This is a genomic window from Listeria innocua (genome assembly GCF_028596125.1).
GTDB lineage: Bacteria > Bacillota > Bacilli > Lactobacillales > Listeriaceae > Listeria > Listeria innocua.
The window spans coordinates 2,121,960-2,137,051 of sequence record NZ_CP117229.1 but is presented as its reverse complement, the minus strand read 5'-3'; the positions used below and the strand labels follow the sequence as shown (position 1 = coordinate 2,137,051).

Below are 15,092 nucleotides of genomic sequence, written 5' to 3'. Positions count from 1 at the left end.
AAATGAGTTTAACTGAAATGCTACAAATCAAATATCCAATTTTACAAGGGGCAATGGCACAAATTGCCACATATGAATTAGCTTCCGCGGTATCAAATGCAGGTGGGCTAGGAATTATCGCATCAGGTGGAATGTCAGCAGACACGTTACGAGAACAAATTCGCCTTTGTAAAGAAAAAACAACGAAACCGTTCGCTGTAAATATCATGCTGATGATGCCAAATTGTCCAGAACTTGTCGATGTCATTATTGAAGAAGATGTGCGCGTTGTTACAACTGGGGCAGGAACACCTAAACCATTTATGGAAAAATTTAAAGCAGCTGGAATTAAAGTTATCGCCGTTATCCCGTCTGTAAAAATTGCACAAAAAATGGAAGAAATCGGTGTCGATGCAGTTGTTGCAGAAGGTACAGAAGCAGGAGGGCATGTTGGTGAAACAACAACGATGGCGCTAGTTCGTCAAGTCGTTTCAGCAGTAAATATCCCCGTCATTGCAGCAGGTGGTATTGCAGATGGCCACGGAATGGCAGCAGTTTATGCATTAGGTGCAAGCGGTGTCCAAATCGGTACACTTTTCCTTGTTGCTGAGGAATGTCCTGTTCCTGCTAGCTTTAAGCAAGCGGTACTTGACGCCACTGATACGAGCACAACTGTAACAGGCCGCCGAAATGGTGCGCCAGTTAGAAGTATTAAAAACCCAATGATTAAGAAATATGTAGAACTAGAAAACGAAAATGCTTCTAGAGATAAGTTAGAAGAATTAACACTTGGCTCTCTTAGAAAAGCAGTCCATGAAGGTGACGTTGAAAATGGTTCCGTTATGGCTGGGCAAATTTGTGGAATGTTAACTGAAATTCGTTCCACAAGTGATATTATCGAAAACCTGATGAAAGAGTCAAAACAAGTCGCAAGTAACCTAGTCATTCAATAATAAAAAAGAGCCAGCAGAATCTATTAGATTTTGCTGGTCCTTTTTCATTTGCGTCGATACATTTTGGTTAAATCTACCATTAAATAAACGAGCAATACTGCTGTAATGATAACAGCGATAAGATTAGCTACATCATTATGGAATAGAAAACTAATCCCATTGATGGCTAATGCAATTAAAATAATTATGAAATATTTTATCATTAGAAGTCTCCAGTTCTCTTCCTAATTATAAAGCGCCATCTTGAATGATTTCTGTTTTATAACCATCTGGATCTGTTAAGAAGTAATAGAATGGATCTTCACCTGGAAGTCCTTTTAAGTCTGTGACAGTGTAGCCAGCTTCTTTATGTTCCTCAAGTAAAGCACGTACATCAGGAACACCAACAGCTAAATGACCATAGCCGTTTCCTAAATCGTAAGCTTCTTTTTGATCATAGTTGTAAGTTAATTCTAGTTCAAAACCGCCTTCTTCAAACGCCATATAAACTAAAGTAAATTCGAAATCAGGGAAATCTTTACGACGAACTTCTTTTAACCCTAATGCTTTTTCATAAAAAGCAATGGATTCAGTTAGATTTTTTACGCGGATACACGTATGTAACATTTTTGCAGTCATTTTTTCTTCCTCCTTTTAAACTTCTTTCTTCATTGTAGTATATCTCGGAAGTGAATACAAACAAGGAATATTGATGGAAGTAAAGCCAGTTTTTCGGTATAATGATGAATGTGAAGAAAGGCGGAAGTGAAATGACAAAAATCAAACGAATTATGACAGGAATAATCCAAGAAAATTGTTATATCATTTATCAAGATAATTTAGCTTTAATTGTTGATCCGGGCGATGAAGCTAATAAAATTGAAGCGGAAATTGCTAGTTTGGGAGTGAAACCAATTGCTGTTTTACTGACGCATTGTCATTATGATCATATTAGCGCTTTAGAAGAAATTCGCTCGACTTATCAAATTCCGGTATATGTTAGCCCATTAGAACAAGAATGGCTTTCAAATCCAGATTTAAACCTATCTGCGCATATCGCGGGAAAAGCAATTGTTGCACAACCTGCTGAATACGAATTTACATTAGGTGACTATAATATAGAAGGTTTTCGTTTTAAAGTGGTGCCAACACCAGGACACTCTATCGGTAGCGTAAGTTTTATTTTCGATGATTTTGCAGTGGTTGGTGACGCGCTCTTCAAAGGAAGCATTGGCCGAACTGACTTATATACAGGTGACTTTGACACGTTAATCAATAGTATTAAAACAGAGTTATTTGTACTGCCAGATGATTTGCCAGCATATTCAGGACACGGAGATGCAACTACAATCGGTCATGAAAAGAAAACAAACCCATATTTCAACTAAAAAGAACTTGCAGAAGCACCTAGTCTGCAGTTTTTTTGTAATTTAATAGAGAGGATGTTAGAACATGCATTCAGATGAAGAAATTTTCAAAGATACAACAACTAAAGCCCTACTCCAATTACTAAAAAAAGATATAGACTTTCATGAATATTGCTACCAAGAAATTTTCCCAAGAGGCAAAGAAATCAAAATGAACGACAACAAAAACTTCAAGATTTACTTAGTTGAAAGTGGATATTTTGCCTATTGTCTCAAAAATGAATATGGCGACTTTGGCATTATTAGTTTTGTTGGTGGTGAGATTGCCATCAATTTAATTCCGCTAATCAAAGAAGAACCGGAAGACGCTTTTTTACGGTGTTTAACGCAAGTTCGTTGCTGGGTGCTTGATCCTGATTTTGTAGGACGAGTGTTAGACGAAAATAATCAAAAAGCTAAATTTTTATTATCGAATTTACTTTATACAAGAAAAGTTTATTTTAAAGCGAGCAAACGTACTTTTATGAAAAAGGAACTTCGCATTAGAGCTTGTCTGAAAGAAATTGGTTTGTATATGGGACGAGTAACAAAAGAGAAAGATTTTATTTTGCCAGATGAAATTAATAATTCTATTTTGGCTCAATACGCAAATACGACAAGAGAGTACACGAATATTATCGTACTCAAACTAAGAAAAGAAGGAATTTTAGACGATAGCCATAAACCGTGGGTAATAAAAAAAATCGATGAACTATAATTTATAAAACTTAATATTTATTGATTTTCTGTGCGTAAAAGGTGGAAAATTTAAAAAAACATCTAAAAAAACGTGAGAAAAAATGTCACAAAAAGTACTTATTTAGCTGTTTTTCGCCTAAAAAATGTTTATTTTTAATGCGTAATAGTAAAAAAAATCTTGTTTTTTGATAATAACGTTATTTTATTTGGTTTAAGCCTTCTCTAGGGTGTTTTCATTCTGTGATATTATACTTTAGAGGAGGAATTTGCAATGAACACATTAGAAAAAAGACAACATGAAATCTTGACCAATCCGCTTCATTTTTGTAAGAAGTCTGGGGATTTTGCTAAACATAGTATGAGTATTAAGCTTTCTAAAAACGAGCTGTTTGATGTTGATTTTGTAACAGGGATCTATTTTGTTGAAAAAGGGATTGTTATGAAAGGAACGCAAATAGATGATTATATAGGATACGATCAATTACTGAAACATGGTGATGTATGCAATTTTTCATCTTTTATGTCCTCAGATTTAAAACGTAATATTAGCGCAAAATTATTATCGCCTAGTTCTAGTGTGATTACTGCAGTTGATAGAGATTTTTTTATTTTTATGGTGGAAAAACATGTGAGCATTGAAGAATTTATGCTTTTTCAATCTAAAAAAGAAATTATGATTCTGCAACGTCGCTGTTTACTTAACACACTCAAAGTAAAAGATCGCGTCAAGCACGTGATTGCTGCGATTGGCTATGAATATGGCATTTCAAACGGTGACAATATTCAAATACCACAAGAATTATCAACTACATTTTTATCTAAATTTATGGGAATCACAAGAGAATATCTTAGTCTAACTCTTAGCGAACTCAAAAAAGAAGGATATTTATTAAATACTAAAATTCCTGTAATTATCAATGTAGAAAAACTATTCAATGAAATTCCATATGAATCTTTAATTTTATAAATAAAAGAAGATAGTCTACCGGCTGTCTTCTTTTTTATGCTAAAATGAAAGAAAAAAGGAGTTCCGCAATGAGTGAATACTTGGAAATTCCAGAATTAAATAAAGCATTTCCGTTTCGATCTTTTGTTAATGAAGGAGAAGTTCTTGTTTATCCTCATTGGCATAAAGAAATTGAGATTATTTATGCACTAAAAGGCAGTCTAAACCTTGGAGTAAATGATATGCCCATCCAACTTAATGAGGGTGAAATACAAATCATTAACGGCGGAGATGTACATTATTTTTTAGCTTCACCAAATAGTGAGCGTATTGTTATTCAATTTGATTTAAGCCTATTTCAAGAAGAAATGCAAATGGACGGACAAAATGGCACCCTTCGAGAAATGCTCACGGAGATGGCTCATTTAAGCCGAGAATGGCCAGAAGAAACGACGGCGAAGGTACAATCACTTATTAGAAATATCCATTTAGAATCGAGTAATGATTCCCCGGGCAAACATTATATTCTTAAAGCCGATCTGCTAGCGATTATTGGTTTAATTTACCGCGAAATACCACAGAAAAAAACGCAACCTGATAGCGTCATTTCCGAAAAAGCTGTACTTAAATCAAAAGAAACACTCCAAAAGCTAGATCAGATTTTTTCATATGTAGAAAAACATTATCAAGAACCAGTTAGCTTACAAGAAGTTGCGGATTATACTGGATTTAGTACGTATTATTTCACGAAATTTTTCAAGCGAAATACTGGTATGACGTTTGTGACTTTTTTAAATGATTACCGTTTAAATAAAGCGAAATGGATGTTGTTAAATGAAGCGTTCCCTGTAACCGAAGTAGCTGAACTTGCTGGATTTAGTAGCGTTAAAACATTCCACCATGCTTTCAAAAGAGCGATGGGGGTAGCGCCTCTTAAATACAGGAAGACAATATACGGGAATAATTAAGCAATAAAATAGGAAGAATTACCTTCAGTAGTTTTGTATGATGTAACTATCAAAACTATTGGAGGTTTTTTATTATGACATTAAAAGTTGGAATTATTGGTTGTGGAGGCATTGCAAACGGGAAGCATATGCCAAGTTTATTAAAAGCTGAGAAAGCAGAAATGGTTGCTTTTTGTGATATTGTTCTAGAAAAAGCGGAAGCGGCAGCAAAAGAATTTGGCAGCGAAAATGCAAGCGTATACACAAACTATGTAGAATTACTCCAAGATAAATCCATTGATGTCATCCATGTTTGTACACCAAATATTTCTCATGCAGAAATTTCTATTGCGGCTATGGAAGCTGGAAAACATGTTATGTGCGAGAAACCAATGGCAAAAACAACAGCAGAAGCGAAAAGCATGATTGAAGCTGCTAATCGTACAGGGAAAAAACTAACAATTGGTTACCAAAATAGATTCCGTAAAGACTCTGATTACTTGCATCAAGTTTGCGAAAATGGTGAATTAGGCGATATTTATTATGCAAAAGCTAAAGCGATTCGTCGCCGGGCAGTACCAACTTGGGGCGTATTCTTGGACGAAGAAGCTCAAGGTGGCGGACCACTTATTGATATTGGAACACACGCACTTGATTTAACACTTTGGATGATGGACAACTATAAACCAAAATATGTCGTAGGAAATAGCTACCATAAACTTGCGAAAAAAGAAAATGCAGCGAATGCGTGGGGTTCATGGGATCCAAGTAAATTTACAGTAGAAGATTCTGCATTTGGTTTTATCACTATGGAAAATGGCGCAACGATTGTTTTAGAAGCAAGCTGGGCGCTAAACACATTAGATGTTGGTGAAGCGAGAACATCACTTTCGGGAACAGAAGGTGGCGCTGATATGGAAGATGGATTACGAATTAACGGTGAGGCACACAGCCAAATGTATGAAAAGAAAATCCAATTAGAAGCAGGCGGCGTTGATTTTTACGATGGAACAGGTGATGATCCAGCCTTAATCGAAGCAGAACAATGGTTAGAGGCAATTTTAAATGATACTGATCCAGTTGTAAAACCTGAGCAAGCTCTTGTCGTAACACAAATTTTAGAAGCTATCTATGAATCCTCAAAAACAGGACAACCAGTTTATTTTAATTAAGGAGGAAGTGCTTTTATGAAAGCAAAAATAGCTTTGCAGTTATGGAGTGTTAAGGAAGCTTGTGAAGACGATTTCTTTGGAACTTTAGAAAAAGTGGCGGAAATGGGTTATGACGGCGTGGAATTTGCTGGCTATTATGGTAAATCCGCGAGTGAAATCAAAGCGAAATTAGCCGAACTTGGACTAGAAGTAGCGGGATCACATATTAGTAAAGAAGAGCTTCAAGCCAATTTAGAAAACGTCATTCTTTTTGAACGGGAATTAGGTAATAAATACATTATTTGTCCATATGCCGATTTCGACTCAAAAGAAGGATGGCTTGAATTCAGCGTAGAGCTAAGTAACATCGGAAAAGCAATCCGACAATCCGGAATGGCGTTTGGCTATCATAATCACGCTCACGAATTAGAAAAATTAGATGGCGAAATCATTTTGGACAATTTACTTGAGAATGTTCCTGAAATGGTTGCAGAATTAGATACTTACTGGATAGAGTACGCTGGTGTAGGAGTCATTCCTTTTATCGAAAAATATCGTAATCGAGTACCGCTAATCCATATTAAAGATAAAGCGAAAACGAATAAAGAAAGCACCATTATCGGCGAAGGAATTCTCGATGTTCCAGGATACGTGAAAACAGCGCTTAATGCAGGAACAGAATGGTTAATTATTGAGCAAGAAGCATTTGTTGAAGATCCGTTAACAAGTGTTGCAAAAGGTTATACGTATTTAGCGAATGTATTGGAGGAGAAATAATATGACGCGTGTGACAGTGTGGAACGAATTTTTACACGAAAAAGAAGATGATGCTGTGCTTGCAATTTATCCAGATGGAATTCATGGACAAATTGCTAGTTTCCTAGAAAAAGCAGGAATTGATACGAAAACAGCTACGTTGGAAGAACCGGAACATGGGCTTACAGAAGAAGTTTTAGCGAATACAGATGTTCTAATCTGGTGGGGACATATGGGGCACGACCGCGTAGAAGATAAAATTGTCGATCGTGTGCAAAAACGTGTTTTAGAAGGTATGGGGCTTATCGTACTTCATTCTGGACATATGTCAAAAATCTTTATGCGTTTAATGGGCACGAGTTGTGATTTAAAATGGCGTGAAGCAAATGAAAGGGAGCGTCTTTGGGTAGTTGATCCGACGCATCCAATCGCAAAAGGTATTGGTGAATTTATTGAATTAGATGAAGAAGAAATGTACGGCGAGCATTTTGATATACCAGCACCAGATGAACTCATTTTCTTAGGATGGTTTGAAGGCGGAGAAGTTTTCCGAAGCGGTATCACATACAAAAGAGGCAATGGGCGGATTTTCTACTTCCAACCTGGCCATGAATCTTATCCAACGTATCACCACCCGGATATTCAACAAGTAATTATTAACGGCGTTCACTGGTGTGCAGAAGGTCGAAAAACATATCCAAAATATGGAAATCATCAACCACTTGAAAAAATAGGGAGGAAATAAACATGAAATTAGGCGTATTTACACCATTATTTGCAAATTTATCATTAGATGAAATGTTAGATAAAGTAAAAGCGGCAGGACTTGATGCTGTCGAAATCGGGACTGGTGGGAACCCTGGGAATCATCACTGTCCAACCGATGAACTTTTAGCGAGTGAAGCAGCGCGCAAGGAATATTTAGAAAAATTTACTAGTCGAGGATTAACAATTAGTGCTTTTAGTTGCCACGATAACCCGATTTCTCCCAATAAAGAAGAAGCGGCTGCATCTGATGAAATTTTGCGCAAATCAATCAAACTAGCTTCTTTAATGAACGTTCCGGTTGTTAATACATTTTCTGGAACAGCGGGAGATAGTGACGATGCCAAAGCGCCGAACTGGCCGGTAATTCCTTGGCCGACTGTTTATAGCGATATTAAAACATGGCAATGGGAAACTAAGCTAATTCCTTACTGGAAAGAAATTGGCGAACTTGCAGCGGCTTCTGGTGTTAAAATTGGTATCGAATTGCACGGTGGTTTCTTATGTCATACACCATATACCATTTTAAAACTGCGTGAAGAAACAAATGATGCTATCGGTGTTAATTTAGATCCAAGCCATTTGTGGTGGCAAGGAATTGACCCAGTTGGAGCTATCAAAATCTTAGGGAAAGCTGGAGCAATCCATCATTTCCATGCTAAAGATACGTATTTAGATCAAGATAATATCAATATGTACGGTTTGACGGATATGCAACCATATGGCGACGTTCAAACAAGAAGTTGGACATTCCGTTCGGTTGGTTGTGGTCATAGTTTGACAGAATGGTCGGATATTATGAGCGCGCTTCGAACATATGGTTATGATTATGTAGTCAGTATCGAACACGAAGATCCATTAATGTCGATTGACGAAGGCTTCGATCGTGCTGTTACAAACTTACAATCGATCTTAATTAAAGACAAACCACTGGATATGTGGTGGGCGTAACAATAAGAAAGGATGTCTTAGAATGAAAAAATATCAATTAGTAATTGTTGGTTACGGCGGAATGGGAAGCTATCATGTAACGCTTGCATCGGCTGCTGATAATTTAGAAGTTCATGGCGTATTCGACATTCTAGCAGAAAAACGCGAAGCCGCCGCTCAAAAAGGCTTAAAAATCTATGAAAGTTATGAAGCTGTTTTAGCAGACGAAAAAGTAGATGCTGTTCTTATTGCAACGCCAAACGATAGCCATAAAGAGCTTGCAATTAGCGCACTTGAAGCAGGGAAACACGTTGTTTGTGAAAAACCAGTGACAATGACAAGTGAAGATTTACTAGCAATTATGGACGTGGCTAAAAGAGTAAATAAACATTTTATGGTTCATCAAAATAGACGTTGGGACGAAGATTTCCTTATTATTAAAGAAATGTTCGAACAAAAAACGATTGGTGAAATGTTCCACCTAGAATCACGTGTCCACGGAGCAAATGGTATTCCAGGAGATTGGCGTCATTTGAAAGCACATGGCGGCGGGATGGTACTTGATTGGGGCGTACATTTACTTGACCAATTGTTATTCCTAGTGGATAGCAATGTGAAGTCCGTATCTGCTAATTTAAGTTTTGCGCTTGGGGATGAAGTCGATGATGGCTTCGTAACGTTCATTACTTTTGAAAATGGTATTACTGCTCAAATCGAAGTAGGCACAACGAACTTCATTAAACTACCTCGCTGGTATGTCAAAGGCACAGAAGGAACCGGAATTATCCACGATTGGGATCTAAGTGGGGAAATCGTCAAACCAACCGCACTTGCTAAAACTTCAGAGCCAACGCCAATTAAAGCAGGGCAAGGACTGACAAAAACAATGGCACCACCAAGCGAAGAAGCAACCAATACATTATCACTTCCGGCACCTGCCAAATTAGCTCCATCTTTCTATAATAACTTTGTCGATGTTTTAAATAATACGAGTGAACCAATCGTTCAAAACGAAGAAGTTTATCAAGTTTTAAAATTGATTGAAGCCATATTTGAAGCGGCTGAGACCAATCGAACCGTTCATTCTATTTAAAAAAGATGTTTTAGCTTTCTATAATGTGGAAAACACTACTATGGAGATAAAGATTCTTCATTAGAACATAAATTCTAATTAGGAGGCAATAACAATGAGCGAAGATAAAGGTATGAAAGACAAAGCAAAAGGACTTAAAGACAAAGTAGTAGGTGACGCAAAAGACAAGTTCGGTAAAGCAACAGATGATAAAGGCAAACAAGTAGAAGGTAAAGCTCAAAAAGCTAAAGGCGAAGTAGAAGATAAAACGGGCGACGCTAAAAAGAAATTATCCGAATAAGTTAAAAAACAGGCTTGAAATTTTCAAGCCTGTTTTTTTTGTCAATTAATGGCAAAAGGTTTTGTTCCAAACGAGATAGGTTTATGCGGAGTCGGATTCAGTCTTCAATAAAAAAACACTTTGTTTAGCCTGTTAATTAGGCTAGAACAAAGTGTTTTTATTTTTCAGCTAGGTATTTAATTTTATCAGGGACGTTTTTGATTTTTTTATAGTTAACAACCATTTTGTTTTCGCCGATTAATACTTTAAACTGGTCATCTTTAGCTAATTTCTTTTCAGAATAGAATGTAATGTTTTTTTGTTTTCCTTTATCATCATAGACTTTGGAAACATATTTATAACCTTTAAATTGGTTCTTTGTTACAGCTTTACCAGTTTCTTCTACTTTAAGGTAATAGGATTTGACTGCGGCATCGGTTGGCATCGCATACTCCCAAATAGCACAGACAGCTAGAAGAACTGCCGCTAACACCATCAAAACTCTTTTTTTAGTAAACATTTCTCCCTCATCCTTCCTTTGCTTTATTACATTAAGTTTACAATGAATACAGAATAATATCCTGTTTGTTAACTAACAATATCCTCGTGTAACCTTACAATTTTGTCAGAATGGTGACGAAATCGAATCATAAGTTTGTGAAGTTATAAAAAACAGTTTTTTTACCTACTAAATGTAGAAATGAAGAAAAAAACAGACACTATAAGTAGTGGCTTTTTAAGAGAATAAATGTGCAAGAAAACACATGAATTCACTCGAAAAAATTTTTTATTTGCTAAAAACCTTGTTGTAATCGTCGTTTTGGAGATTTCACGGATAAAATCAAAGCACTATATCTTGCATTCACAATGAAAAAGTTATACTATATATAGTATCGAAAGCGAAATATTGCTTCATCGCCTTTTAACTTTTATTGAGGGGAATTTGCTCCTTTAAAAGTTAATTTTTTTGCTCCATGGAACGACCATAAATAGTTCAGCGGACGAATGAAAAAGCGCAAAATGAATCAGATATTTTTACAACGAGGAAAAAAGGATGAAATGGGGATTGCAAATGACAACTTACATAGTAAAAGACGGGGGAAACAGAAAGCTACCTTTTGACAAAAGCCGATTGGATGGATATTTAGAGAAAATCCATGAAGAATTTCCAAAACTTGATTTAGAAGATTACAAACGTAAGGTTTTTAATTTTGTTGAGAAGAAGGAAGATTATGCGGCTGACGAATTAGTTGATTATCTAATTAGGGAAGCAGAAGCTCGTACAGATATTCATATTCCTGAATGGGAACATTTCGCGGCACGTCTTTATTTAAATAAATTATATAAAAAAGCGAGTAAAAATCGTTTTTATAATGACGATGATAAATATGGTTCATACGTTGGACTTCAAGAAAGTTTAGGCGAGCGTGGTATTTATTCTGGTAATATCCTAAAAAATTATTCTAAAGAAGATTTAATTGCTGCAGGGAAATTAATTGACCCTGAAAAAGATAAATTATTTACTTATAATGGTTTGTATTTACTTGCGACACGTTATTTGGCAACTGACTCCGAACGTAATGTGTATGAGTTGCCACAAGAACGCTGGTTAACTATCGCACTTTATTTAATGCAAAACGAACCAAAAGAAAAGCGTATGAAGTTAGTTGAAGAAGCTTACTGGGCGCTAAGTAATCTATATATGACAGTTGCGACACCGACACTTGCAAACGCTGGAAAAGTTGGCGGACAATTGTCTAGTTGCTTCATTGATACAGTAGATGATAGCTTACAAGGGATTTACGATAGTAATACAGACGTTGCTCGCGTTTCTAAGCACGGCGGCGGTGTTGGAGCATATCTTGGTTATGTTCGTTCAACAGGAGCTGCTATCCGCGGCGTAAAAGGCGCAAGTGGTGGCGTTATTCCTTGGATTAAACAATTAAACAATACCGCGGTTAGCGTAGATCAATTAGGTCAACGTAAAGGCGCGATTGCAGTTTATTTAGATGTTTTCCATAAAGACATTGAATCTTTCCTTGATTTGCGATTAAACAATGGTGACCAACGTTTGCGCGCACATGATGTGTTTACTGCAGTTTGTATTCCTGATATTTTCATGGAAGCTGTAGAACGTCGCGGCGAATGGTATTTATTCGATCCACATGAAGTAAAAGCGAAAAAAGGCTGGTACCTACAAGATTTCTACGATGAATCAAAAGGCGAAGGTACTTTCCGCGAAAAATATGACGAATTAGTAGCTGATGAAACAATCAGTAAAAAAATCGTTAAAGCAATTGATATCATGAAACGTGTCATGATGAGTCAATTAGAAACAGGGAATCCATTCATGTTTTACCGTGATGAAGTAAACAGAATGAACCCAAATAAACATGAAGGCATGGTGTATTCTAGTAACTTGTGTACTGAAATCATGCAAAATATGAGCCCAACAAAAATGATTCAAGAAATTATTTCTGGAGATCAAATCGTCATTACAAAACAAGCGGGAGATTTTGTTGTATGTAACTTATCTTCTGTTAACCTAGGTCGTGCGGTTGTTGCTGAAGAAGGTACTTTAGAACGTTTAATCGAAGTAGAAGTACGCATGCTAGATAACGTTATCGATTTAAACGAACTACCAGTACCGCAAGCTACTATTACAAACCAAAAATACCGTTCTATCGGACTTGGAACATTTGGTTGGCATCACCTGCTTGCTCTTAAAAATATCGCTTGGGACTCAGAAGAAGCTGAGAAATATGCCGATGAATTATATGAACAAATTAACTATTTAGCTATTCGCGCTAGTAACAAACTAGCTCAAGAAAAAGGTGCTTATAAAGTCTTCAAAGGAAGCGACTGGAATACTGGAGAATATTTCGCACGTCGTAACTATAACTCACCTGAATGGCAAGAATTAGCGAAAGAAGTAGCAGAAAAAGGCTTGCGTAATGCTTACCTTGTAGCTGTTGCGCCAAATATGAGTACTGCGCAAATTGCTGGTTCAACTGCTTCGATTGATCCAATTTACAGCGCATTCTATTATGAAGAGAAAAAAGATTACCGTCGTCCAGTAATTGCACCGGACTTAAACCTAAGCACATACCCATACTACGAAAAAGGTGCTTACAAAGTTGACCAATTCGCAAGTGTACGTCAAAACGGTCGTCGTCAACGTCACGTAGACCAATCACTAAGCTTTAACTTCTATGTACCAAGTGGTATTAAAGCAAGTAAACTACTTGAACTACACATGACTGCTTGGAATGAAGGACTGAAAACAACTTACTATGTCCGCTCCAACGATATTGATGTTGAAGAGTGTGAATGGTGCTCAAGCTGATAAATCTCTAAAACATTTTATCGATAACACAATAAGAAAGGGAGGGCTTGCCTAGATGGCTAACCAAAAAGAACAACTGACACGTATTAAAATTTTAGAACCTTTATTTCCTAATCGTTCTACTTCAATCATAAACGGAGAAACTAGCGGGATTTTGAATTGGAATGACATCCCGTATCCATCTTTCTACCGTGCTTATAAAGAACTTTCTACTAACTACTGGATTCCAGATGAAGTAGATATGAAAAGCGATGCAAAACAATATCCCGCTCTTTCAGAACAAGAAAAATATGCTTTTGATGCAATCATTGGCTTGTTAGCAACACTTGATTCACCACAAACACGTTTTATCTATAACATTGCGGAATACATTACCGATCCAGCAGTTCATGCGAATGCAGCAATTATCGCGCAACAAGAAGTTATCCATAATGAAAGTTATTCTTATGTACTTGCTTCTATTACAAATTTACAAGAACAAAATCGTGTTTTTGAACTTGCGAGAACACATCCGACAATCATCAAACGTAATGAGCCAATCATGGCTGCATATGATGATTTCATGAATAATAAAACAGGTGAAACACTTGTAAAAGCTTTAATTCAATCGTCTATTTTAGAAGGAATTAATTTCTACAGTGGTTTTGCTTACTTCTACAATCTTGTTCGTCAAAATAAAATGACAGGAACAGGGAAAATCATTAGCTTTATCAATCGTGATGAACTAGCTCACTCGAAGTTCATTTCAGAAGTAATCCGGGCAATCCTTGGTGAAAACCCAGAATTACAAACAGAAGAGCTAGTAGAATATACGCATGATGCTTTCCGCCACGCTGTTGAACTTGAAACAGAATGGTCTGAAGAAGTGTTACAAGGTATTGAAGGTATTGATGTGGAAGAAATGGTTGACTACGTGAAATATCGTGCCAACAAAATGCTAGGAATGCTTGGTATTCCAGAACTTTATCCAGGACATAGTGATAATACAATGACATGGATCAAAGCCTACGCAGATAACTTTACAGAAACAAAAACCGACTTTTTCGAAATGCGCAATTCAAGCTATAAAAAAACGAATATGGATAACGGATTCGACGATTTATGAGAATTTTGTTAGCCTATGATTCTCTAAGCGGCAATACGAAAATGGTGGCTGACGAAATTGAAGAGATTTTACAAAGCGAAGGACATGAAGTTGTGTCCTTTCGCGTATCTCCTCTAGCCGAGTATCCGCTTGATGAGGATTTTGACTTGTACGTGTTGGGGGCATGGACAGTCGACTACGGAAGAACGCCGCCGGATATGAAAGATTTTATCGCGGAACTAGCCGTTAAGCCCAAGAATGTAGCCATTTTTGGCACTGGGGAAACACAATGGGGTATGGAGTTTTATTGCGGGGCTGTTGACCGAATGGCAAAATACTTCGGCACAAGCTACCCAACTTTAAAAATAGAGCAAATGCCACACACAGAACAAGATGTGGCTGATATAGACAATTGGGTCAAGAAAATTTTAGCGTTAAGGAGTGGAATCAAATGACAAGTATTGAAATTAAATCACCTGAAGAGTTCCAAGCTCATATTAATGGGGAAGAATTAGTATATGTAGATTATTGGAAAGATAATTGTCCTAATTGTAAAATGCTTGATCTTTCGTTTGCTGAATTCAAAAACTCTGAAATCGCAAGCAAAGTGAAAGTATTAAAAGTAAAATTAGAAGAAATGGGCGAAAACTTCTTTTTTGATCGTGATGTACAACAAACGCCAACACTTGTACTATACAAAGGCGGCGAAGAAATCCACCGTTTAAACGGATTTATCCCACCAAACAAAATTGAAGAAGCAGTTTCATTAAACGCATAATTTAATGAGTAGCAAGTCTCC

At 36.7% G+C, this 15,092-nt stretch carries 18 protein-coding genes; 15 read left to right on the top strand and 3 right to left on the bottom strand.

The window, feature by feature from the left end; genetic code table 11:
- Window positions 1–2 precede the first annotated feature (2 nt).
- A complete protein-coding gene (locus tag PQQ29_RS11200) occupies window positions 3–932 on the top strand; it encodes a DUF561 domain-containing protein (RefSeq protein WP_010991099.1) in 930 nt (309 codons plus the stop codon).
- A gap of 44 nt (window positions 933–976) precedes the next feature.
- Here the strand turns inward: PQQ29_RS11200 and PQQ29_RS11195 are convergent, their stop codons facing one another.
- Both PQQ29_RS11195 and gloA read right to left on the bottom strand, forming a co-directional pair.
- Entirely contained in the window at window positions 977–1,135 is a 159-nt protein-coding gene (locus PQQ29_RS11195; protein WP_003763485.1) for a hypothetical protein, read from the bottom strand.
- 25 nt (window positions 1,136–1,160) lie between these two features.
- Window positions 1,161–1,550 (bottom strand): lactoylglutathione lyase, encoded by a 390-nt coding sequence (gloA, locus tag PQQ29_RS11190; RefSeq protein ID WP_010991098.1) that lies wholly within the window; start codon window positions 1,548–1,550, stop codon window positions 1,161–1,163.
- 131 nt (window positions 1,551–1,681) lie between these two features.
- On the opposite strand from gloA, the gene PQQ29_RS11185 reads away from it, so the two are divergent.
- The 10 genes from PQQ29_RS11185 to PQQ29_RS11140 all read left to right on the top strand — a co-directional run bounded on the left by PQQ29_RS11185 (window position 1,682) and on the right by PQQ29_RS11140 (window position 9,884).
- Window positions 1,682–2,299 carry an MBL fold metallo-hydrolase gene (locus PQQ29_RS11185; RefSeq protein ID WP_187983889.1) on the top strand — a complete coding sequence of 206 codons (618 nt, stop codon included), beginning with the start codon at window positions 1,682–1,684 and terminating at the stop codon, window positions 2,297–2,299.
- Between the two features lie 64 nt (window positions 2,300–2,363).
- Window positions 2,364–3,035, top strand: coding sequence for a cyclic nucleotide-binding domain-containing protein (locus PQQ29_RS11180; protein WP_070753793.1), 672 nt, complete (start codon window positions 2,364–2,366; stop codon window positions 3,033–3,035).
- A 252-nt stretch (window positions 3,036–3,287) separates the two neighbouring features.
- Entirely contained in the window at window positions 3,288–3,983 is a 696-nt protein-coding gene (locus PQQ29_RS11175; RefSeq protein ID WP_003769759.1) for a Crp/Fnr family transcriptional regulator, read from the top strand.
- Between the two features lie 68 nt (window positions 3,984–4,051).
- Complete coding sequence (gene gadR, locus PQQ29_RS11170) at window positions 4,052–4,930, top strand: acid resistance transcriptional regulator GadR (RefSeq protein WP_010991096.1); 879 nt, start codon at window positions 4,052–4,054, stop codon at window positions 4,928–4,930.
- Between the two features lie 74 nt (window positions 4,931–5,004).
- Window positions 5,005–6,081 carry a Gfo/Idh/MocA family protein gene (locus tag PQQ29_RS11165; protein WP_003769755.1) on the top strand — a complete coding sequence of 359 codons (1,077 nt, stop codon included), beginning with the start codon at window positions 5,005–5,007 and terminating at the stop codon, window positions 6,079–6,081.
- Between the two features lie 15 nt (window positions 6,082–6,096).
- Complete coding sequence (locus PQQ29_RS11160) at window positions 6,097–6,837, top strand: sugar phosphate isomerase/epimerase family protein (protein ID WP_187983890.1); 741 nt, start codon at window positions 6,097–6,099, stop codon at window positions 6,835–6,837.
- Between the two features lies 1 nt (window position 6,838).
- The gene (locus PQQ29_RS11155) at window positions 6,839–7,561 is read left to right on the top strand and encodes a ThuA domain-containing protein (RefSeq protein WP_003763466.1); all 723 of its coding nucleotides are present in this window, start codon (window positions 6,839–6,841) and stop codon (window positions 7,559–7,561) included.
- Window positions 7,562–7,563: 2 nt separating this feature from the next.
- Window positions 7,564–8,532 (top strand): sugar phosphate isomerase/epimerase family protein, encoded by a 969-nt coding sequence (locus tag PQQ29_RS11150; RefSeq protein ID WP_003724577.1) that lies wholly within the window; start codon window positions 7,564–7,566, stop codon window positions 8,530–8,532.
- Window positions 8,533–8,554: 22 nt separating this feature from the next.
- Window positions 8,555–9,604 carry a Gfo/Idh/MocA family protein gene (locus PQQ29_RS11145; RefSeq protein ID WP_010991093.1) on the top strand — a complete coding sequence of 350 codons (1,050 nt, stop codon included), beginning with the start codon at window positions 8,555–8,557 and terminating at the stop codon, window positions 9,602–9,604.
- A gap of 94 nt (window positions 9,605–9,698) precedes the next feature.
- Window positions 9,699–9,884, top strand: a complete 186-nt coding sequence (locus PQQ29_RS11140; RefSeq protein WP_003722282.1) for a CsbD family protein — start codon at window positions 9,699–9,701, stop codon at window positions 9,882–9,884.
- Window positions 9,885–10,041: 157 nt separating this feature from the next.
- On the opposite strand, the gene PQQ29_RS11135 is transcribed toward PQQ29_RS11140, so the two are convergent.
- Window positions 10,042–10,383 carry a YxeA family protein gene (locus PQQ29_RS11135; RefSeq protein ID WP_003769747.1) on the bottom strand — a complete coding sequence of 114 codons (342 nt, stop codon included), beginning with the start codon at window positions 10,381–10,383 and terminating at the stop codon, window positions 10,042–10,044.
- Window positions 10,384–10,917: 534 nt separating this feature from the next.
- Here PQQ29_RS11135 and PQQ29_RS11130 point away from each other — a divergent pair.
- Genes PQQ29_RS11130 through PQQ29_RS11115 form a run of 4 tightly spaced genes read left to right on the top strand, consistent with a single transcriptional unit; the run spans window position 10,918 to window position 15,071 of the window.
- A complete protein-coding gene (locus PQQ29_RS11130; RefSeq protein ID WP_010991092.1) occupies window positions 10,918–13,209 on the top strand; it encodes a ribonucleoside-diphosphate reductase subunit alpha in 2,292 nt (763 codons plus the stop codon).
- A gap of 55 nt (window positions 13,210–13,264) precedes the next feature.
- Window positions 13,265–14,314, top strand: a complete 1,050-nt coding sequence (locus PQQ29_RS11125; RefSeq protein ID WP_003769744.1) for a ribonucleotide-diphosphate reductase subunit beta — start codon at window positions 13,265–13,267, stop codon at window positions 14,312–14,314.
- Window positions 14,311–14,748: a flavodoxin gene (locus PQQ29_RS11120; protein WP_003769743.1), complete on the top strand. Its 438-nt coding sequence runs from the start codon at window positions 14,311–14,313 to the stop codon at window positions 14,746–14,748. The genes PQQ29_RS11125 and PQQ29_RS11120 overlap by 4 nt, the downstream gene beginning before the upstream one ends.
- The gene (locus PQQ29_RS11115) at window positions 14,745–15,071 is read left to right on the top strand and encodes a thioredoxin family protein (protein ID WP_003722276.1); all 327 of its coding nucleotides are present in this window, start codon (window positions 14,745–14,747) and stop codon (window positions 15,069–15,071) included. Before PQQ29_RS11120 ends, PQQ29_RS11115 begins: the two co-directional genes overlap by 4 nt.
- The last annotated feature ends 21 nt before the right edge of the window (window positions 15,072–15,092 follow it).

Coding starts and splice junctions, on each gene's coding strand:
- PQQ29_RS11200 (WP_010991099.1), top strand. CDS start 3: ATGAGTTTAACTGAAATGCTACAAATCAAATATCCAATTTTACAAGGG.
- PQQ29_RS11155 (WP_003763466.1), top strand. CDS start 6,839: ATGACGCGTGTGACAGTGTGGAACGAATTTTTACACGAAAAAGAAGAT.
- PQQ29_RS11160 (WP_187983890.1), top strand. CDS start 6,097: ATGAAAGCAAAAATAGCTTTGCAGTTATGGAGTGTTAAGGAAGCTTGT.
- PQQ29_RS11115 (WP_003722276.1), top strand. CDS start 14,745: ATGACAAGTATTGAAATTAAATCACCTGAAGAGTTCCAAGCTCATATT.
- PQQ29_RS11125 (WP_003769744.1), top strand. CDS start 13,265: ATGGCTAACCAAAAAGAACAACTGACACGTATTAAAATTTTAGAACCT.
- PQQ29_RS11140 (WP_003722282.1), top strand. CDS start 9,699: ATGAGCGAAGATAAAGGTATGAAAGACAAAGCAAAAGGACTTAAAGAC.
- PQQ29_RS11120 (WP_003769743.1), top strand. CDS start 14,311: ATGAGAATTTTGTTAGCCTATGATTCTCTAAGCGGCAATACGAAAATG.
- PQQ29_RS11165 (WP_003769755.1), top strand. CDS start 5,005: ATGACATTAAAAGTTGGAATTATTGGTTGTGGAGGCATTGCAAACGGG.
- PQQ29_RS11175 (WP_003769759.1), top strand. CDS start 3,288: ATGAACACATTAGAAAAAAGACAACATGAAATCTTGACCAATCCGCTT.
- PQQ29_RS11145 (WP_010991093.1), top strand. CDS start 8,555: ATGAAAAAATATCAATTAGTAATTGTTGGTTACGGCGGAATGGGAAGC.
- gadR (WP_010991096.1), top strand. CDS start 4,052: ATGAGTGAATACTTGGAAATTCCAGAATTAAATAAAGCATTTCCGTTT.
- PQQ29_RS11135 (WP_003769747.1), bottom strand. CDS start 10,383: ATGTTTACTAAAAAAAGAGTTTTGATGGTGTTAGCGGCAGTTCTTCTA.
- gloA (WP_010991098.1), bottom strand. CDS start 1,550: ATGACTGCAAAAATGTTACATACGTGTATCCGCGTAAAAAATCTAACT.
- PQQ29_RS11185 (WP_187983889.1), top strand. CDS start 1,682: ATGACAAAAATCAAACGAATTATGACAGGAATAATCCAAGAAAATTGT.
- PQQ29_RS11195 (WP_003763485.1), bottom strand. CDS start 1,135: ATGATAAAATATTTCATAATTATTTTAATTGCATTAGCCATCAATGGG.
- PQQ29_RS11150 (WP_003724577.1), top strand. CDS start 7,564: ATGAAATTAGGCGTATTTACACCATTATTTGCAAATTTATCATTAGAT.
- PQQ29_RS11180 (WP_070753793.1), top strand. CDS start 2,364: ATGCATTCAGATGAAGAAATTTTCAAAGATACAACAACTAAAGCCCTA.
- PQQ29_RS11130 (WP_010991092.1), top strand. CDS start 10,918: ATGAAATGGGGATTGCAAATGACAACTTACATAGTAAAAGACGGGGGA.